Raw genomic sequence first — 18,932 nt, 5'->3', positions numbered from 1 at the left:
AGGCCCATTACTCAGCCTTGTTCGGGGTGTCGGAGATGGCATAGGCTCGAACACGCGGCCCGGCACCTCGCCGACCCGCGCCACGCCGAGCGGAGCGACCATGCCCTGGGAAAAGACATATAACGAGGCCGAGGTGCTCGATGCGGCGATGCGTGCATTCTGGAGCAATGGCTTCCAGGGCACGTCGATGGCCGATCTCGTTGCCGCGACCGGTCTCAACCGTGGCAGTCTCTACGCCGGCTTCGGCAACAAGCGCACCATCTTCCTGCGCGCGCTTAGGCATTACGACGCCACCTATCGCACCGGCTATCTCGATCATCTGGGGCGCGAACACGAGCCCCGCGAAGCGATCCTTGCCGCCTTCGAAGCGGCGGCGCGCGGCGATCCAAAGCTCCCCGGCGGCTGCCTAATGGTCAATACCGCGATGGAACGCGCGCCGCATGACCCCGAGATCGCAGCGATGGTGGGGGCTTGCATGGCGCATGTCGAGGCGTTCTTCGCCGACAGCCTGTCACGGTGCGAAACCTCGCCGCCGGATGTCACGGAAACCGCGCGGGTGCTGCAGGGCCTGATGGTCGCGCTCCTCGTGATGACGCGCGCGAACCGCGACAGCCCGTCGATCCCCGCGATCCTCGCGCAGGCGCGCCGCCTCGTCGGCTGAGGCGGCTACCACCGTCCCGACGTCGCGCGCAACATCAGCGTGAGCCGACTGCGAACCGGGGCCAGGTCGAGCGTGCCCCCGGCCACGCGCGCGGGCCGCCGCGCCGCCGCACGCAGCACCGGGCCCGCCTCCCACAGCGGCAAGAGAGCGGCCGCCGCCGCGGGTGACACCTCCGCGCGTCGCCCCCGCGCCCGTACCAGTCGCCGCAGACCCTCTCGCGCCAGCGCCGCCACCGCCTCCGGCCGTCCATCGGGCAGCGGCCTGCGCCCCGCCGCCTCCAGCGCCGGGATCGCGCGGAACCAGTTGGCGAGGCCCAGGGCGAAGCCTGCGTCAACCAGCACATCGTTGTCGGCGGGGCCAAGCACCCGCGCTGCCGCCCGGACCAGATTGGCCGAGGTGGCCTCGATATAACCGGTGAACTCAGCCTCGTCCGAGAACGGCGCGCGCTCGATATCCCACCGCCGCGCCTCCACAAGATCGACAAGCAATCCAGCCCCGTCGGCATCCAGCACATGCGCGAGCGGCGTTACCACCTCGTGCCGCCGCACCACGCCGCCCGTGCGGATTTCCTCCAGTGCGTCGGCCCACCACTGCAGGCGCATCTCGGCGATCATCGGCTCCTGCGTCACCCACGGCGCGCGCGCCACCTCGACATTGAAGGCGTAGATCGGGAACAACACCGCCCGAGCGGGCACCGGCGCCGCCATCGCCGCCTGAAATCGTGGCCTGTCGGCGCGGCGCACAAGGTCTGCACAGGCGATGAGATCGTCGTCGAAGGTGAGGCTCACTCCGCCCCCTCGTAGAGCAGCTTCCAGTTGATGGCATCAAGCAGCGCCTCGAAGCTCGCGTCGACGATATTCGGGCTCACCCCCACGGTGGACCAGCGCCGGCCAGCGCTGTCCTGGCTGTCGATGATGACCCGCGTCACCGCCTCGGTGCCGCCCTGCGTGATGCGCACCTTGAAATCGACGAGGTGCATGTCGGCGATCTGGTCCTGATAGGGCCCCAGATCCTTTGCCAGCGCGCGCGCCAACGCGTTGACCGGCCCCCGGTCACAGCCTGCCTCGTCCATCGACTCGCTCACCGACAGCTTCTTGTCGCCAGCGACCTTGACCACCACGACCGCCTCCGAGAGGCTCACCATCCGGTCGTACTTGTTCTTGCGCCGCTCCACCGTGACCTTGTAGCGCTTGACCTCGAAGAACTCTGGCATCTGCCCCAGTTCCTTGCGCGCGAGGATTTCGAAACTCGCCTGCGCGCTGTCATAGGTATAGCCTTGGTCCTCACGCTCCTTGATCCGCTCCAGCAGCAACGCAAGCCTCGGGTCGCCCGGCGCCACCTCGATCCCCGCTTCGGCCAGACGGCGGCGCAGATTCGACTGCCCGGCCTGATTGGACATCGGGATGATGCGCGCATTGCCCACCATCTCCGGGTCGATATGCTCGTAGGTACTCGGGTCCTTGAGGATCGCGCTGGCGTGCAGCCCCGCCTTGTGGGCAAAGGCCGACGCCCCAACATAGGCCGCCTGCCGCAGCGGCACGCGATTGAGGATTTCGTCCAGTTGCCGGCTCACCGCTGTGAGACGCGTCAGCCCCTCATGGCTCACCCCCGTCTCGAACCGCCCGGCATAGGGCGGCTTCAGCATCAGCGTGGGAATGAGCGTGGTAAGGTTGGCATTGCCGCACCGCTCGCCCAACCCGTTCAGCGTGCCCTGCACCTGCCGCGCGCCCGCGTCCACCGCGGCGAGGCTGCCCGCCACTGCGTTGCCGGTGTCGTCATGGGTGTGGATGCCCAGCCGCTCGCCGGGGATGCCGGCTGCAATCACCTCGCCCACGATGCGCCCGATCTCGGTGGGCAAGGTGCCGCCATTGGTGTCGCACAGCACGATCCAACGTGCCCCTCCCTCATATGCGGCGCGCAGGCACTCCAGCGCGTAACCGGGATTGGCGGTGTAGCCGTCAAAGAAATGCTCGGCATCGAACAGCGCCTCGCGCCCCTGCCCCGCCAGATGCGCCACGGACTTGGAGATGTTCTCGACATTCTCGTCCAGCGTGATGCCCAACGCCTCGGTCACATGGAAATCATGGGTCTTGCCGACGAGGCAGACAGCCTGCGTGGCCGCGTTCATCACTGCCGCCAGCACATCGTCATTCTCTGCCGACCGCCCCGCCCGCTTGGTCATGCCGAAGGCGGTCATCGTGGCGCGGGTCTGCGGCACCGCGTCGAAAAAGGCGCTGTCGGTGGGGTTGGCGCCGGGCCAGCCGCCCTCGATGTAATCGACACCGAGCCGGTCCAGCGCCTCCGCGATCTGGATTTTCTCGGGCGTGGAAAAGCTCACCCCTTGCGTCTGCTGCCCGTCCCGCAGGGTGGTGTCGTAGAGATAGAGGCGTTCTTTAGTCATGGGGTGCGCCCCTGTTTCTTCTTGGCAAAAATACTCCGGGGAGCGTGAGGGGTTGGTCCCTCACTCCGCCGCGCGCCACGGGCAATGTGGGCTTCGTGTTCTGAGCAACCCCCCGACACGCCCCGCGCGGAATCAAGGCGCACTTGTGCGCCGCCGCGCGAGCGCCCGATCGCCCCCCGGGCGGGCGCTTTTGCAACGGTGAAATTTGCGCAACCGTCACAGTATTTGGCACCATAAAGTGCCCCCCACAACCCGATCAGCGCCCCCCCGCGGTCGGGCCCTCGCGCGGCAGTCAGGCGATGTGCGGAAGGGCGCGTCACTTCAATGCCTCCAGCTTGGCAGGGTCGAAATCAATCTCTGGACGCAAATCAACATCATCCTTCGACATCCGGACGCTGACATTTGCGGCGGAAAGAATATCTTTTATCCGGTCAACTTCGGAAAAGTCTTTGTTTTTCTTTGCTTTTTCCCTTGCTGATTGCAAAAGAGTGACAATGTTGCGAAGCGTTTCAACCCCTTGACGATATTCATTCACTCTCGATTCAAGCTCTGGCCCAGAATACACCCCCAAGAATACCAGATTCCGGGCAAGCCGATTTGCATCGCTCGACGAGTTCATCTTCCCAACGCATTCCAGCGCGGCATGGGTGTTCAGGTCATCGGCAAGCGCGTCTATTAATGCGGGTTCTGGGTCCAGCTTCATCGCTTCCAAAAGATCGCCATACATCGAGATCAGTTCTACAAATCCGAACAAGCGCGCCTTTGCGTCGATAGCCTTCTCCGCCGTCCAATCCATCGGCTTCCGATAATGCGTCGAGAGAAAAACAAACCGGATCACCTCCCCCGGTATCCCCTGATCCAACAAATCCCGCACGGTAAAGAAATTGCCCAAACTCTTGGACATCTTCTTGCCCTCGACCTGCAGCATCTCGTTATGCATCCAGACCCGCGCGAAATCGCCCTCGGGATGGGCGCAGCAGCTTTGGGCGATCTCGTTCTCGTGGTGGGGGAACATCAAATCGTTGCCACCGCCGTGAATGTCGAAACTCTCACCCAGCAATTCATACGCCATCGCCGAGCACTCGATATGCCAGCCGGGCCGCCCCCGGCCCCACGGCGAGTCCCATCCCGGCTGATCTGCATCCGACGGCTTCCACAGAACGAAATCCATCGGGTTGCGCTTGTAGGGCGCGACCTCGACCCGCGCGCCCGCGATCATGTCATCGACCGTGCGCCCCGACAGCGCGCCATAATTCTCGCGCCAGCTATCCACGGCAAAGAGCACGTGGCCCTCGGCCTCGTAGGCGTGGCCCTTGGCGATCAAATCCTCGATCATCGCCACCATCTGCGGGATGTACTGCGTGGCACGCGGCATGTAGTCGGGCTCCAGCGCGCCCAACTCGCCCATATCTTCGAGAAACCACTGCGTCGTCTCCGCCGTGATCTCGCCGATGGCGCGACCGCTTTCCTTGGCGCGCGCGTTGATCTTGTCATCCACGTCGGTGAAATTGCGCACATAGGTGACATGCCCCTCCCCGTAGACATGCCGCAGCAGCCGATACAGCACATCGAACACCACCACGGGCCGCGCGTTGCCCAGATGCGCCCGGTCATAGACCGTCGGCCCACAGACATACATCCGCACGTTGTCGGGGTCCAAAGGCGCGAAACCCTCCTTGCGCCGGGTACGGGTGTTATAGAGGCGAATGGTCGTCATGGCGTCCTCGTGGGGATGGATTGCGCGTGGGCTTAGCACCTTCGCCAGATGCTTGAAACCTCCGCGTTGCTCAGCCCTTGGGCGGGGCCTTGGGGGTGAATTCGCAGGTCACCGGCTTGATGTCGATGAGCGGCGTGCCATCGAGACAATCAAGCCCCCGCACGATCAGCGTGGTCCCCTCGACCCGCTCCAGCCGCACGCGTGAGAGACCGATGGGATTGGGCCGCTGCGGCGAGCGCAGGGCGAAGGTGCCAAAATAGCGCACACCGTCATTGCCGGGGTTCTGAACCACGAGGTCGCGCCGCGCCCGGTCAAGCCAATAGAGCAAGTCGAGATGGGCATAGTCTTCGACCCCCATAAGCGCCTCCTGCCATGGCGCGAACACCTCCACCCGGCACTCGGGCCCATCTACGCGCCCCTGCCGGGGGCAGTCCTTGCGCTCGGTCCAGGGCGTGTGGATGCGCCCGATGAAGTGCAGGGCGGCGTCGCCTGCCTCCGGCACCTCGACCAGCCTCTCGCCCGCGCGTACCCGGCTTTCCATTGCCCCGCCCCCGTTGTTGCCATTTCACGGGCTCTTCTTTAGCACTGAACCCCACCCCGCACCACGAGAGAGACGGCCTTTGTTCCAGAGCTTTACCGAGACCGCGCGCCCCGAACAGGGCCCGCCGCGCCTTGCCCGCCTGCGCCGCGCGATGGCCGAGGCAGGTCTCGTAGGCTTTCTCGTGCCGCGGGCGGACGCGCACCAGGGCGAATATGTCGCGCCCTGCGACGACCGGTTGGCGTGGCTCACGGGCTTCACCGGTTCGGCTGGGCTCTGCGTGGTGCTGAACGATGTGGCGAGCGTGTTCGTGGACGGGCGTTACCGCGTGCAGGTGAGCGGGCAGATCGATACCGGGCATTTCACCCCCGTGGACTGGCCCGAGACGCGGCCCGGACCGTGGCTCGCCCGGCACCTGCCCGGGGGGGGCGCGGTGGGGTTCGACCCGTGGCTGTGGACACCCGGACAGATAGACGAGATCGAGGCGGCACTGCCCGAAGGCGTCCGGCTCGTGCCGTCCGACAACCTGGTCGATGCCGTCTGGCACGACCGTCCCGCCCCGCCGCGCGGCCCGATACAGCCCTGGCCCGAGACACTGGCGGGCGCGACCCATGCCGAGAAACGCGCGCAACTGGCCGAGAGCTTGCGCGCGTCCGGTGCGCGTGCGGCGGTCATCACGCTCACCGATTCCCTCGCCTGGTTGCTGAACATCCGCGGTGCCGACATCCCCCGCAACCCGGTGCCGCAGGGCTTTGCCATCCTGCACGACACGGGCCGTGTGGCGCTCTTCACCGACCCGGCCAAGCTCGATACCCGTGCGCGCGCGCATCTGGGCGACGAGGTGACGTCAGCCGCTCCCGAGGCGTTTGGCCCCGCGCTCGACTCACTCGACGGCCCAGTGCAACTAGACCGCAAGAGCGTGCCAGTCTGGGTCGTGCAGCGGCTCGCGGCGGCGGGTGTCGCACATACATGGGCCGAGGATCCCTGTATCCTGCCCAAGGCGCAAAAGACCGTCGCCGAGATCGACGCCACCCGCGCCGCCCACCTGCGCGACGGTGCGGCGGTCTGCGAATTCCTTGCGTGGTTCGACGCGCAGCCCGCCGGGACGCTGACCGAGATCGACGTGGTGACAAAGCTGGAGCAATGCCGCGCCGCCACCGGTCGCCTGCTCGACATCAGCTTTGACACCATCGCCGGTTCGGGCCCCAACGGAGCGCTGCCGCATTACCGCGTGACCGAGGCCAGCAACCGCACGCTTCGGGCGGGCGACCTGCTGGTTCTCGACAGTGGCGGGCAGTATCTCGACGGCACCACCGACATCACCCGCACCCTGCCCGTGGGCACGCCCGGAGACGCGGAACGCACGGCCTTTACCCGCGTGCTGCAAGGCATGATCGCCATCTCGCGCCTGCGCTTCCCCGAGGGGCTCGCGGGCCGCGATCTCGATGCGCTGGCGCGCTATCATCTGTGGCTCGACGATTGCGATTACGGCCACGGCACCGGGCATGGGGTCGGCGTCTATTCCTGCGTACACGAGGGGCCGCAGCGACTCTCGCGCCTGTCGGAGGTGCCGCTCGCGCCCGGCATGATCCTGTCAAACGAGCCTGGATATTACCGCGAAGGGGCCTTCGGCATCCGGATCGAGAACCTGATCGTGGTGCGCGAGGCCTCCCCCGTGACGGGCGGCGACGGGGCCACGCAGATCGATTTCGAAACCGTCACATTCGCGCCCATTGACCGCCGCCTGATCCGCTCAGACCTGCTATCCGCGCCAGAGCGCGCCTGGCTCGACGGCTATCACGCGGCCTGCCGCGACAAGATCGGCCCTCTGCTTTCGGCACCGGCGCGGGTATGGTTGCAGCGACAGACCGCGCCGCTGTGACACATTCCCGTGACACTCGGACGGCAGACATGACCGAACAAGAACACCGGAACGACAGGAAGGACGACACATGAACAAGATAACGATACGCAAGGCCGACGGCACCTGGACGGTGCGCGCGGGCGGCGCAATCCTCGCCGAAAGCCGCAACGCGCTCGAACTTACCGAGGGCGAGTACCCGGCGGTGATCTATTTCCCGCGCGAGGACATTGCGATGGCGTTTCTCGATGAGAGCGAACAGACCAGCCATTGCCCGTTCAAAGGGGATGCGCGCTATTTCTCCATCGAGACCAAGAGCCAGACCATCGAGAACGCCGCCTGGAGCTACGAGGCACCAAAGCCCGAGGCCGTGCGGATCGCCGGGCACATCGCCTTCTACACGACCGACAAGGTCGCGGTAGAGCGTATCTGATTGCCGGGCGACGCACGGGGACGCGTCGCTCAGCCGTGCTCTTCCTTCGACACGGCGGCCAGCGCGCCGTTATACGCCTTGAGCGCATCGACGTGAAACAACGCCCCCGCGAGGTCCGGCGGGGCATCCCCTCCCGAGAGCGTGACCACGGGCACGAAGGGCACGCCCGCGCGCTCGAAAACCGGCATGGCCGTCTCGAGCGTGGCGCTGGCATCGACATAGATCCCCTGCTCGATCAGCGACCAGCACTGGTCGGGGTCGGCGGCGCGGGCGTGATCGGGGTCACGCATCAGCCGTGACACCCGGAACATGCCCAGCAGGTAATCCTGCGGCCCCGCAGCCAGACGGATGCCGCGCCGCATGAGCTGAGTCAGGAAGAACGAGCGCCGGACCAGTCGCGCCGAGAGCGCCACCGAGGTCGAGACGGACACCATGACCGCAAGACCCGTCTGCCAGTCGCCGGTCAGCTCGAACACGATCAGCGTGGTCGAAATGGGCGCGCCCAGCACCGCCGCCGCCACCGCACCCATCCCGGCTAGCGCATAGAGTGTGGCCGCACCGGAATAGTCGGGCAGAACCGCCGTCGCCAGCAACCCGAAGGTCAGGCCCGTGAGCGCCCCTACCATCAGCGAAGGCGAGAACACGCCACCACCCATGCGCCCGCCCAGGGTGATTGCCACCGCCAGCACCTTGAGGACGGCGAACACGATTGCCTCGTGCCACACCAACCGCCCGGTCAGCGCCGCCGAGGTGGTCTCGTAGCCCACGCCAATGATATGCGGAAACCAGATCGCCAACGCCCCGAGCATCAGCCCCGCCGCTGCGGGCCGCAGCCAGCGCGGTATGCGCAGGCGCATCTGCACATGTCCGGCCACATCCTCGGCCACAAAGATCGCCAGCATCATCAGCGTCGCCACCAGCCCGCAGACCAGCCCGAGGATGAGGAAGGCGGGTAGTTCCACGTAAAAGGACAGCACGCTGCTCACCGGCAGCGCGAATTCGGTTACGTCGCCGAAATGCAGTCGGCTGATGACCGTGCCCGCAACGCTCGCGATCACGATGGGCGCGAAAGCGTGGATCGCGAAATGCCGCAGCACCACCTCGAGCGCGAAGAGCGCACCGGCGATGGGCGCGTTGAAAGACGCCGAAACGGCGGCGGCCACCGCGCAGCCCAGGAGGTCGCGCCCAGTGATCCCGTCGGCATTTAGGCGGTCGCTCACCCAGCCCGAGATGACCGCAGCAAGATGCACCACCGGTCCCTCTCGCCCCGACGAGCCACCTGTGCCCAGCGTCACCAGAGACGCGAGCGCCGAGGCCAGCCCCGCGCGCCGCTCGACCCGACCTTCGCTGAGCGCCGCGCCCTCGATCACGTCCGCGACCGTGCGCACGCGCCCGTCATCGGTGAACCGATGCAGGACCAGGCCAACGATCAGCCCCCCGGCCACCGGCACCATCAGCACCCAGAACCACGGCAGATGCTCGGCTTGCGAGTGTAGCCGAGCCACGTCCCCGGTCTGGTAGACCACTCCTTCCAGCGCCGAGATACCCTTGCGAAACAGCACTGCCGCGTATCCCGCGGCACTTCCCAGCAGGAGCGCGATCACCCAGAACTGGAACTGGCTCGGCCCGCGCCTGCGCAGCATCCGCCAGCCCCCGCGCAGGCGAATCGCCGCCTGTCTGCGCAATCGCGCGAAAAACGATCTGTCCCCGGGCTGCGTCACGTTACCATCCGACTGCGCTGCTTTCGCATCGCGGCTTCATCGCCTAGGGTATCGTGACAGTCACGAACGAAAGTTGCCCAATGGACACGCAAAAAGCCCTTGACGACCTGCACTCCTGTCTAGGCCAACGGCTCAGCCTCTCCAAGTCCGATCTGGATCTTCACGGTCGCAGCGAGTCGTATTTCCCGCTCAGCCCGCCCGATGCTGTCGCCTATCCCGAAACCACCGACGAGGTGGCGCGCATCGTCGCCATCTGCGCGCGCCACCGCGTGCCGGTCACGGCATGGGGCACCGGCACCTCGCTCGAAGGACAGTCGCAGGCGTTTTCCGGCGGGATCGTGGTGGATTTTAGCCGCATGAACCGCGTCCTCGAGATGGCGCAGGCCGACATGGTGGCGCGCGTCCAGCCCGGCGTGACGCGCGAGGCGCTGAACGAGGAGCTGCGCGCCACCGGCCTGTTCTTTCCGGTCGATCCCGGTGCCAACGCCGCCCTCGGCGGCATGGCCGCAACCCGCGCCAGCGGCACCACCGCGGTGCGCTACGGCACCATGCGCGACAACGTTCTGGCGCTCGAGGTGGTGACAGCGACTGGAGAGGTGATTCGCACCGGCACTGCGGCGCGCAAATCCTCCTCTGGCTACGATCTCACCGCGCTGTTCGTGGGTTCCGAGGGCACGCTCGGCCTCATCACCGAGCTGACCCTGCGGCTCCATGGTCAACCCGAGGCGATCTCGGCGGCGGTCTGCGCGTTCGACAGCGTGGGGGACGCCGTCGAGACGGTCATCGACACGATCCAGTGCGGCGTACCGATGGCGCGGATCGAGCTGATGGACGAGGACAGCGTGCGCGCGGTCAACGCCTATTCCGGCATCGACCTCGCCGAGACGCCGCACCTTCTGCTCGAATTCCACGGCAGCGAAACGGGCGCGCGCGAACAGGCCGAAACCTTCGGCGCGATCGCCAGCGATCATGGCGGCAAGGGGTTTGACTGGGCCACACGCCCCGAGGCGCGGAACGCACTCTGGACCATGCGCCACAATGCCTACTACGCGATCCTCGCCAGCCGCCCCGGCGCGCGCGCCATCGTCACCGATATCTGCGTGCCGATCTCGCGCCTGGCCGAGGCGATTGAGGAGACACGCACCGATCTCGCGCAGGCGGGCGTGGCAGGACCGATCCTCGGCCACGTCGGCGACGGCAATTTCCACGCCGTGCTGATGGTGGACATGGCCGACGAAGCCGAGATCGCGCGCGCCAAAGCCGCCTCGGATCGGATGGTGGAGCGTGCGCTGAGCATGGGCGGCACCGCCACCGGCGAGCACGGCATCGGCGTGGGTAAGCTGGGTTATATGGCGCGCGAACACGGGGGGGGCTGGGCAATGATGGGGGCGATCAAGGCCGCGCTCGACCCCGACAATATCCTGAATCCCGGCAAGCTGGTACCACCACGCAACTGACAGGCGGCTTTACCTCCCGGCCCCGCCGGGGCACAAGGACCGCCATGACCGAGATGCCGCAGACCATGCCGGTACCGCGCGGGCGGCTGAGCCGCGACCGCCCCCTGTCCGATTTGACCTGGCTGCGCGTGGGTGGCCCGGCGGACTGGCTGTTTCAGCCCGCCGACACCGATGACCTCGCAGAGTTCCTGCGCGCGCTCGACCCGGACATCCCGGTATTCCCGATGGGCGTGGGCTCCAATCTCATCGTGCGCGACGGCGGTATCCGCGGGGTGGTGATCCGGCTGGGGCGCGGCTTCAACACGATCCAGGCGAACGGCGACCGCGTCACCGCCGGAGCGGCGGTGCTCGACGCGCATGTGGCGCGGCGCGCAGCCGATGCCGGGATCGACCTCACCTTTCTGCGCACCATCCCTGGCAGCATCGGCGGCGCGGTGCGGATGAATGCGGGCTGCTACGGCTCTTACGTGGCCGATCACCTCGTAGAGGCGCAGGCGGTGACGCGCGCGGGCAAGGCATTGACGCTGACACCAGAGGCACTGAATTTCGGCTATCGCCACAGCGACCTTCCCGAGGGCTGCATCATCATCGGGGCCACGTTCCAGGGTCCGCCCGGCGCGCCCGAAACGCTAATCGCCAAGATGGACGATCAGGTGGCCCGCCGCGACGCCACGCAACCCACCAGGGACCGCAGCGCCGGCAGCACTTTCCGCAACCCGGCCGGTTTTAGCAGCACGGGGCGCGCCGACGACGTGCACGACCTCAAGGCCTGGTCGGTGATTGACCGCGCGGGGCTGCGCGGCGCGCGGCGCGGGGGCGCACAGATGAGCGGGAAGCACCCCAATTTCCTCATCAATACCGGCGGGGCCTCCGCGGCCGACCTGGAGGGTCTCGGCGAGGAGGTACGAAAAAGGGTTTTCCAAAATAGCGGAATACAGCTAGAGTGGGAAATCATGAGGGTCGGCGAACCGGCCCCGGGCGACAGCCCCGACAAAGAGCAGTCAGAACGATAACGCGGTCGCGCGAAGCGGCCCGGAAAATTGAGGCACTAGGTGGTTGGTTCGGGCAGAACAACCCCGATGGTTGCGGTGATGATGGGCGGCCCCTCGGCAGAGCGCGAGGTGTCACTCTCCTCCGGGCGTGAATGCGCCGCAGCGCTTCGGGACGCAGGCTACCGGGTCGTTGAGATCGACGCCGGGCTCGATCTCTGCGCACAACTTCAGGACATCTCTCCCGACGTGGTCTTCAACGCGCTGCACGGTCGCTGGGGCGAGGATGGTTGCGTTCAGGGCCTGTTGGAATGGCTGCGCATCCCCTACACCCATTCCGGCGTACTGTCCTCGGCACTCGCAATGGACAAGGAACGCACGAAAGCCGCCTACCGCGCCGCCGGACTGCCAGTGGTGGCAAGCCTGCTGGCCCCGCGCGAGGCGGTGCGCAAGCGCCATGTGATGGCCCCGCCCTACGTGGTCAAGCCCAACAACGAGGGCTCCTCGGTCGGCGTCTACCTCGTGCAGGAGGCCGCTAACGGTCCACCGCAACTGTCGGACGAGATGCCAGAGACGGTCATGGTAGAGGCCTATGCCCCTGGTCGCGAACTCACCACCACCGTGATGGGCGACCGCGCGCTCACGGTTACCGACATCCTCACCGACGGCTGGTATGACTACGATGCGAAGTACACACCCGGCGGATCGCGCCACGTGGTCCCCGCCGAGGTGCCGCAGGACATTTTCGACGCCTGCCTCGCCCACGCCCTGCGCGCCCACGAAGTGCTGGGCTGCCGCGGGCTGAGCCGCACCGATTTCCGCTGGGACGAGGGGCGCGGGGCAGACGGACTGGTGCTGCTGGAGACCAACACCCAGCCAGGGATGACGCCCACCTCACTCAGCCCCGAACAGGCGCAGGCGGTGGGAATATCCTTTCCAGACCTCGTTCGCTGGATGGTGGAGGACGCGTCATGCGGCCGGTGATCCCCCGCGCCGATCCCTCCCCCTCGCGGCTGCGCTACCGGCTGGAGCGGATGCGTCTCACACCGGGCTACCGGCGGCTGACGCGGCTAGGCCTGCCACTGCTGATCGTCGCGGGAGTTGCGGGCGGATATCTCTACGATGCCGACCGGCGCGCGAATATCGCCGACCGCATCGCCGAGATCCGCCGCCAGATCGAAACGCGACCGGAATTCATGGTCCACCTGATCGAACTTGAGGGTGCCAGCGCCGGTGTACAGGAGGATATTCATGAGATCTTCCCGTATGACTTGCCCGCCAGCTCCTTCGATTTCGACATGGCCGCGCTCCGCGAGATGATCGAGGGGCTTCCGGCCGTCGCGCGTGCCGAGCTGCGTATCCGGCAGGGCGGCGTGCTGCGCGTCGCCGTGACCGAGCGCGTGCCGGTAGCTCTGTGGCGCACGCGCCACGGATTCGAGGTACTCGACATCAGTGGCGCGGCCATCGCCACGGTCGAGGCGCGCACAACGCATGCCGACCTGCCGGTGCTGGCGGGAAGCGGTGCCGACCTCGCGGTGCCGCAGGCACTCGACATTCTCGCCTCGGCGACTGCGTTGAAACGCCCGCTGCGCGGCCTCGTGCGTATGGGCGAGCGGCGCTGGGACCTCGTGCTTGGCGACGGCAGACGGGTGCGCCTGCCCGAGCGCGAACCGGTGCGCGCGGTCGAGCGGGTAATCGTGCTCGACCGGGCCAGCGACCTGCTGGAACGCGACCTTGTGAGCATCGACATGCGCCTCAGCACGCGACCCACGGTACGCATGAGCGAACATGCCACCGAGGAGTGGTGGCGCATCACGCGCGCGTCCGGCGTGCCAGCCATTTCGTCAGGGACGGAAACCAGATGATCGAACTTTACGAATCCCAGCGCGCGATGCGCGCGATGCGCAAGGCCGCGATCCAGCGCGGCGTGGTAGCGGTTCTTGATGTCGGCACATCCAAGATTTCCTGCCTGGTGCTGCGCTTCGACGGCACCGGGCGCTTTGCCGCGGCCGAGGAGGTCGGGCGCATGGCCGGGCAGGCAGGATTCCGCGTGATCGGTGCGGCGACGACGCGCTCACGCGGGGTGCGTCTGGGCGAGATCGAGGCGATGGCCGAGACCGAGCGCGCGATCCGCACCGCCGTGCAGGCAGCTCAGAAGATGGCGCAAATTCGCGTGGATCACGTCATCGCCTGTTTCTCTGGCGCGCGCCCGCGCAGCTACGGGCTCGCCGGCGAAGTCGACATCACCGGGCAGACCGTGACCGAGAACGACATCAGCCGCGTGCTCAGCGCGTGCGACGTGCCCGATATCGGCGAGGAACGCGAAGTGCTGCACGCCCAGCCCGTAAATTTCGCGCTCGACCACCGCTCCGGGCTGATCGACCCGCGCGGCCAGATCGGAAACTGGCTGGCTACCGATATGCACATGCTCACCGTGGACGGGGTGGCCGTTCAGAACCTCGCGCATTGCGTAAAGCGTTGCGACATGGAGCTCGCGGGCGTCGGCAGCTCGGCCTATGTCTCGGGGATCGCCGCGCTGGTCGAGGACGAGCAGGAGCTGGGTGCCGCCTGCATCGACCTGGGCGGCGGTAGCGCGGGGCTTTCGATCTTCATCAAGAAGCACATGATATACGCGGACTGCGTCCGCATCGGCGGCGACCACGTCACCAGCGACATCTCGATGGGTCTTCAGGTGCCGCAAGCCACCGCCGAGCGGATCAAGACCTTCTATGGCGGGGTCGTAGCCACCGGCATGGATGACCGCGAGATGATCGAGACCGGCGGCGAGACCGGCGATTACGAGCACGACCGCCGCAAGGTCAGCCGCGCCGAACTGATCGGCATCATGCGCCCCCGCGTGGAGGAAATCCTCGAAGAGGTGCGCGCGCGGCTCGATGCGGCCGGCTTCGACCACCTGCCCAGCCAGCAAATCGTGCTCACCGGCGGCGGCAGCCAGATCCCCGGCCTCGACGGGCTCGCGAGCCGCATCCTCGGACAGCGCGTGCGCCTCGGGCGCCCCTTGCGCGTGCACGGTCTGCCGCAGGCGGCCACCGGCCCGGCCTTTGCCAGCGCCGTCGGCATGTGCCTGTTCGCGGCCAACCCACAGGACGAATGGTGGGATTTCGACATCCCCGTGGACCGCTACCCGGCACGCTCGCTGCGGCGGGCGGTCAAATGGTTTAGGGACAACTGGTGACCGCAATATGTGGCGAAATGAGCGAAATCCCGCGAAAACGCCCAGAAATCAGGGCATATTTGGTAGTTTCACGGTGTTTTTTTGGTGACGATTGACGCAACCATCGGTAAGAATGGGGACAATCAGGCGGAAAACGGCCTGCGCAGACAGGCCCAGAGACAGGCGGACAGAGCAATGACACTCAACCTTTCACTCCCCGGTCAGGACGACCTCAAGCCGCGGATCACCGTGTTCGGTGTCGGAGGCGCTGGCGGTAACGCGGTCAACAACATGATCGAAAAGGCCCTCGACGGCGTTGACTTCGTCGTCGCCAATACCGACGCCCAGGCCCTCAGCCAGAGCCAGGCCGAGAGCCGCATCCAACTGGGCGTGAAGGTGACAGAGGGCCTCGGCGCGGGGGCCAAGGCGTCGATCGGCGCCGCCGCCGCAGAGGAATCGATCGAGCAGATCGTCGATCACCTCGCGGGCTCGCACATGTGCTTCATCACCGCGGGAATGGGCGGCGGAACGGGCACCGGCGCCGCCCCGATCATCGCACAGGCCGCGCGCGAGCTTGGCGTGCTGACCGTGGGCGTCGTCACGAAACCGTTCCAGTTCGAGGGCGGCAAGCGCATGAAGCAGGCCGAGGCCGGTGTCGAGGCACTGCAGAAGATGGTGGATACGCTCATCATCATCCCCAACCAGAACCTTTTTCGTCTTGCCAACGACAAGACCACCTTCACCGAGGCCTTCAGCATGGCCGACGACGTCCTCTACCAGGGTGTCAAGGGCGTCACCGACCTGATGGTGCGCCCTGGTCTCATCAACCTCGATTTCGCCGATGTGCGCGCGGTGATGGACGAGATGGGCAAGGCGATGATGGGTACCGGCGAAGCCGACGGCGAAACCCGCGCCGTGCAGGCCGCCGAGAAGGCAATCGCCAACCCGCTTCTCGACGAAATCAGCCTCAGGGGCGCGCGCGGCGTGCTTATCAACATCACCGGCGGCCACGACCTGACGCTGTTCGAGCTTGACGAGGCCGCCAACCGCATCCGCGAGGAGGTGGACCCCGACGCCAACATCATCGTCGGCTCGACGCTCGACATCGAGATGGAGGGCCGGATGCGCGTGAGCGTCGTTGCCACCGGCATCGACGCCAGTGAAAACTCTGCCGACGTGCCCGTACCGCGCCGCTCTCTGGCCGAGCCTCTCCGGCAGCCCGAGGCCATCGAGGCCGACCTTCACGCCGAGCATGGCGGGGCCACCCCCGCGGTGGCTGAAGAACCCTCGCTCTTCGACCGCACCGAGGAACCACGGGCCGAGCCTGCCCAACCCGATACTTTCGTTGCGCAGGGCGCCGATGACGATCTCCCTCCACCCGCCTACCAGCCCCGCGCCGAAGAAGCCGTGGCATCAGGCCAGACCGACATGGAGATCGAGGAAGAGCTCGACGCCTTCCTCGCGCCACGCGCGCCCGCGCCCGGCACCCCCTCCCCTGAGGCGATGCAGCGGCTCCAGGTGGCGGTGAGCAAGGTCCCCTCGCAGGCGGCAGCGCGCCAGCAACAGCCAGCCGCATCCGAGCAGGCCCCCGCCTCGTCCGGGGACGGGGCCGCACCGGACGATAAGCCGCGGTTCGGGATCAATTCGCTCATCAACCGGATGACCGGGCATGGCGGACAAGAGGCCCCGCGCCCCGCGCGCCAGCAGCCCCCAATGCAGGCCGCGCGCTCCGCGCAGCCCGCGCCCCGCGAGCAGGAAGAGGAGGATCAGATCGAGATCCCGGCCTTCCTGCGGCGTCAGGCAAACTGAAAACAGGCACATCACCGCCCGATCTGGCCGCCCTTCGGGGCGGCTTTTTCATTTCAATAGCAACACCTGGGCGGCATAGGCAGAATCCCGCCCATGCAACGCGTCGCGATGTTTCAGTCGGTTACAAAGATTGAGTTGAGGCTGTTCCTTGCAGCCTTTAGACACGTCTCAGTTAAAATTTCATGACCATATGCTCGCGTCATGGGCGGCCCAGAGCGGCACGCCACGCTGCAGCGAGCCATCTGGTCGAATGATCGGAACAGAGCGTGCAAAGAACGATCAGACAGGCGGTTAGTTTCGACGGTGTTGGCCTGCATTCGGGCAAGCCCGCGCGTCTCGTGCTGCGACCGGCGTCCGCTGGGGCCGGCATCGTCTTTCACCGCACGGATCTGGACGAGACCACCCCGCCAATTCCCGCACTATGGGACCGGGTGGTGCAATCGCCGCTCTGCACGCGGCTGGTGGGCGCGGGCGATGCGTCTGTCTCGACCGTCGAGCATGTGATGGCAGCGCTGGTCGGGTGCGGCGTCCACAACGCCACGCTGGAGATCGACGGTCCGGAAGTTCCGATCCTCGATGGAAGCGCCGTGCCGTTCGTCACCAAGATACTCGCCGCGGGCCTCACACCGCAGGCCGCTCCGGTGCGCGCCATCCGCGTCCTGCGCCCCGTCGAGGTTGCAAATGGCGCAGCACGCGCACGGCTCTCGCCCGACGATACGCTGCGCATCGAGTTCACCATCGAGTTCGAGGACGCGGCCATAGGCGTACAGACCAAGAGCCTCAACATGTCCAATGGCAGCTTCGTGCGCGAGCTTTCGAATTCGCGCACCTTCTGCCGCAAGGCCGATGTCGAGACCATGCGCGCCAACGGCCTCGCGCTCGGTGGCACGATGGAAAACGCCGTCGTCGTAGACGGCGACGAGGTGCTCAGCCCCGGCGGGCTGCGCCACGCCGACGAAGCGGTGCGTCACAAGATGCTCGACGCGGTCGGCGATCTGGGGCTCGCGGGGCTTCCGATCCTCGGCTTCTACCAGGGGATGCGTGCGGGCCATGCGCTCACCAACGACCTGCTGCACGCGCTGTTTTCCGATCAGGCCAACTATCGGATCGTCACCTGTGACGCGGCCACGGCAGCGCGCCTGCCCGGTGCCGGCGTGCATGTCGGCGAGATTCCCCGCGTCGCCTGACCCGCGATCACGTTCCCCGCGCCAAACCCGTTTTGCACCGCAGATTTATGTGCTAGAGCGAGACCGTGGCGGTGGGAACGCCTTTGCGAAACACGACGGGAAGAATGTGCATGACAATCGGCAAGGGTCCGGCGCAGATCGCGGGGGCGGCTCTCGTGGTTCTGTTTCTCGCAGGCTGCGATGGCGGTGAGAGCGTGGAGCGCGGCAATCTCAACTACGAGAATTACACCGCGCAACAGATATTCGAACGCGGCGAGTACGATCTTTCACGAAACAAGCCCAAGCTCGCCGCCCAGAGCTTCGCCGAGGTCGAGCGGCTCTATCCCTATTCCGGGTTCGCCAAGCGCGCGGTCATCATGCAGGCCTTTTCCCATCACCGCGACCGCAATTACGAGGAAAGCCGCGCGGCCGCGCAGCGTTATCTCGATTTCTATCCCGCCGACGAGGACGCCGCCTATGCCCAGTATCTGCTGGCGCTGAGCTATTATGATCAGATCGACGAGGTTGGCCGCGACCAGCAGCTCACCTTCGAGGCCCTTCAGGCATTGCGCGAGGTGATCGAGCGCTACCCCGAAAGCGAGTATGCTACGTCTGCGCGGCTCAAGTTCGATCTCGCCTACGATCATCTCGCCTCCAAGGAAATGGAAGTCGGGCGCTACTATCTCAAGCGCGACAACTTCGCCGCCGCGGCCAACCGCTTTCGCGTGGTGGTCGAGGATTTCCAGACCACGACCCACACCGCCGAGGCACTGCACCGCCTGGTCGAGGCCTACCTCTCGCTCGGGCTCGTGGACGAGGCGCGCACCGCCGGCGCGATCCTTGGCCACAATTTCCGCGGTACCGAGTGGTACGAGCAGAGTTACGCGCTCCTGACCGGTCAGGGTCACACACTCGAGGCCGCAGGTGACGGCTGGTTGCAGGAAATCTACCGCCAGACCGTGCTCGGTCGGTGGCTCTAGGGGGCGGCGGGGTGCGCCCCTGCC

16 protein-coding genes are annotated in these 18,932 nt (G+C 66.5%); 11 read left to right on the top strand and 5 right to left on the bottom strand.

Annotated elements, in window-relative coordinates; all coding sequences use genetic code 11:
* Window positions 1-100: 100 nt before the first annotated feature.
* On the top strand, window positions 101-661 hold the full coding sequence (locus C6W92_RS05020) for a TetR/AcrR family transcriptional regulator (RefSeq protein WP_129431944.1): 561 nt from the start codon (window positions 101-103) through the stop codon (window positions 659-661).
* Window positions 662-666: 5 nt separating this feature from the next.
* Here the strand turns inward: C6W92_RS05020 and C6W92_RS05015 are convergent, their stop codons facing one another.
* From C6W92_RS05015 to tsaA, 4 genes are all read right to left on the bottom strand, one after another.
* Window positions 667-1,449 carry a squalene/phytoene synthase family protein gene (locus tag C6W92_RS05015; RefSeq protein WP_129431943.1) on the bottom strand — a complete coding sequence of 261 codons (783 nt, stop codon included), beginning with the start codon at window positions 1,447-1,449 and terminating at the stop codon, window positions 667-669.
* Window positions 1,446-3,062, bottom strand: coding sequence for a citramalate synthase (cimA, locus tag C6W92_RS05010; RefSeq protein ID WP_129431942.1), 1,617 nt, complete (start codon window positions 3,060-3,062; stop codon window positions 1,446-1,448). The genes C6W92_RS05015 and cimA overlap by 4 nt, the downstream gene beginning before the upstream one ends.
* Before the next feature lie 316 nt (window positions 3,063-3,378).
* Window positions 3,379-4,779 carry a cysteine--tRNA ligase gene (gene cysS / locus C6W92_RS05005; protein ID WP_129431941.1) on the bottom strand — a complete coding sequence of 467 codons (1,401 nt, stop codon included), beginning with the start codon at window positions 4,777-4,779 and terminating at the stop codon, window positions 3,379-3,381.
* Window positions 4,780-4,849: 70 nt separating this feature from the next.
* Complete coding sequence (tsaA, locus tag C6W92_RS05000; protein ID WP_129431940.1) at window positions 4,850-5,320, bottom strand: tRNA (N6-threonylcarbamoyladenosine(37)-N6)-methyltransferase TrmO; 471 nt, start codon at window positions 5,318-5,320, stop codon at window positions 4,850-4,852.
* 79 nt (window positions 5,321-5,399) lie between these two features.
* Here tsaA and C6W92_RS04995 point away from each other — a divergent pair, with 79 nt between their 5' ends.
* Both C6W92_RS04995 and C6W92_RS04990 read left to right on the top strand, forming a co-directional pair.
* Window positions 5,400-7,199 (top strand): aminopeptidase P family protein, encoded by a 1,800-nt coding sequence (locus C6W92_RS04995; protein ID WP_129431939.1) that lies wholly within the window; start codon window positions 5,400-5,402, stop codon window positions 7,197-7,199.
* Window positions 7,200-7,269: 70 nt separating this feature from the next.
* Complete coding sequence (locus C6W92_RS04990) at window positions 7,270-7,611, top strand: DUF427 domain-containing protein (protein WP_129431938.1); 342 nt, start codon at window positions 7,270-7,272, stop codon at window positions 7,609-7,611.
* 29 nt (window positions 7,612-7,640) lie between these two features.
* Here the strand turns inward: C6W92_RS04990 and C6W92_RS04985 are convergent, their stop codons facing one another.
* Entirely contained in the window at window positions 7,641-9,254 is a 1,614-nt protein-coding gene (locus tag C6W92_RS04985; protein WP_129431937.1) for a chloride channel protein, read from the bottom strand.
* A 158-nt stretch (window positions 9,255-9,412) separates the two neighbouring features.
* Between C6W92_RS04985 and C6W92_RS04980 the strand changes: the two genes are divergently transcribed.
* From C6W92_RS04980 to C6W92_RS04945, 8 genes are all read left to right on the top strand, one after another.
* Complete coding sequence (locus C6W92_RS04980) at window positions 9,413-10,789, top strand: FAD-linked oxidase C-terminal domain-containing protein (RefSeq protein ID WP_129431936.1); 1,377 nt, start codon at window positions 9,413-9,415, stop codon at window positions 10,787-10,789.
* Window positions 10,790-10,842: 53 nt separating this feature from the next.
* Complete coding sequence (gene murB, locus C6W92_RS04975; protein WP_129432002.1) at window positions 10,843-11,802, top strand: UDP-N-acetylmuramate dehydrogenase; 960 nt, start codon at window positions 10,843-10,845, stop codon at window positions 11,800-11,802.
* Window positions 11,803-11,868: 66 nt separating this feature from the next.
* Entirely contained in the window at window positions 11,869-12,762 is an 894-nt protein-coding gene (locus C6W92_RS04970) for a D-alanine--D-alanine ligase (RefSeq protein ID WP_129431935.1), read from the top strand.
* Entirely contained in the window at window positions 12,750-13,643 is an 894-nt protein-coding gene (locus C6W92_RS04965) for a cell division protein FtsQ/DivIB (RefSeq protein ID WP_129431934.1), read from the top strand. Before C6W92_RS04970 ends, C6W92_RS04965 begins: the two co-directional genes overlap by 13 nt.
* Complete coding sequence (ftsA, locus tag C6W92_RS04960; protein ID WP_129431933.1) at window positions 13,640-14,974, top strand: cell division protein FtsA; 1,335 nt, start codon at window positions 13,640-13,642, stop codon at window positions 14,972-14,974. The genes C6W92_RS04965 and ftsA overlap by 4 nt, the downstream gene beginning before the upstream one ends.
* A 174-nt stretch (window positions 14,975-15,148) precedes the next feature.
* A complete protein-coding gene (gene ftsZ, locus C6W92_RS04955; protein WP_129431932.1) occupies window positions 15,149-16,762 on the top strand; it encodes a cell division protein FtsZ in 1,614 nt (537 codons plus the stop codon).
* 266 nt (window positions 16,763-17,028) lie between these two features.
* Window positions 17,029-17,949, top strand: a complete 921-nt coding sequence (gene lpxC, locus C6W92_RS04950) for a UDP-3-O-acyl-N-acetylglucosamine deacetylase (RefSeq protein WP_129431931.1) — start codon at window positions 17,029-17,031, stop codon at window positions 17,947-17,949.
* A gap of 110 nt (window positions 17,950-18,059) precedes the next feature.
* Window positions 18,060-18,908 (top strand): outer membrane protein assembly factor BamD, encoded by an 849-nt coding sequence (locus tag C6W92_RS04945; RefSeq protein WP_129431930.1) that lies wholly within the window; start codon window positions 18,060-18,062, stop codon window positions 18,906-18,908.
* Window positions 18,909-18,932 lie beyond the last annotated feature (24 nt).

It is taken from the genome of Roseovarius sp. A46 (genome assembly GCF_004126395.1).
GTDB lineage: Bacteria > Pseudomonadota > Alphaproteobacteria > Rhodobacterales > Rhodobacteraceae > Roseovarius > Roseovarius nitratireducens.
This window is presented reverse-complemented; position numbering and strand designations above follow the sequence as displayed.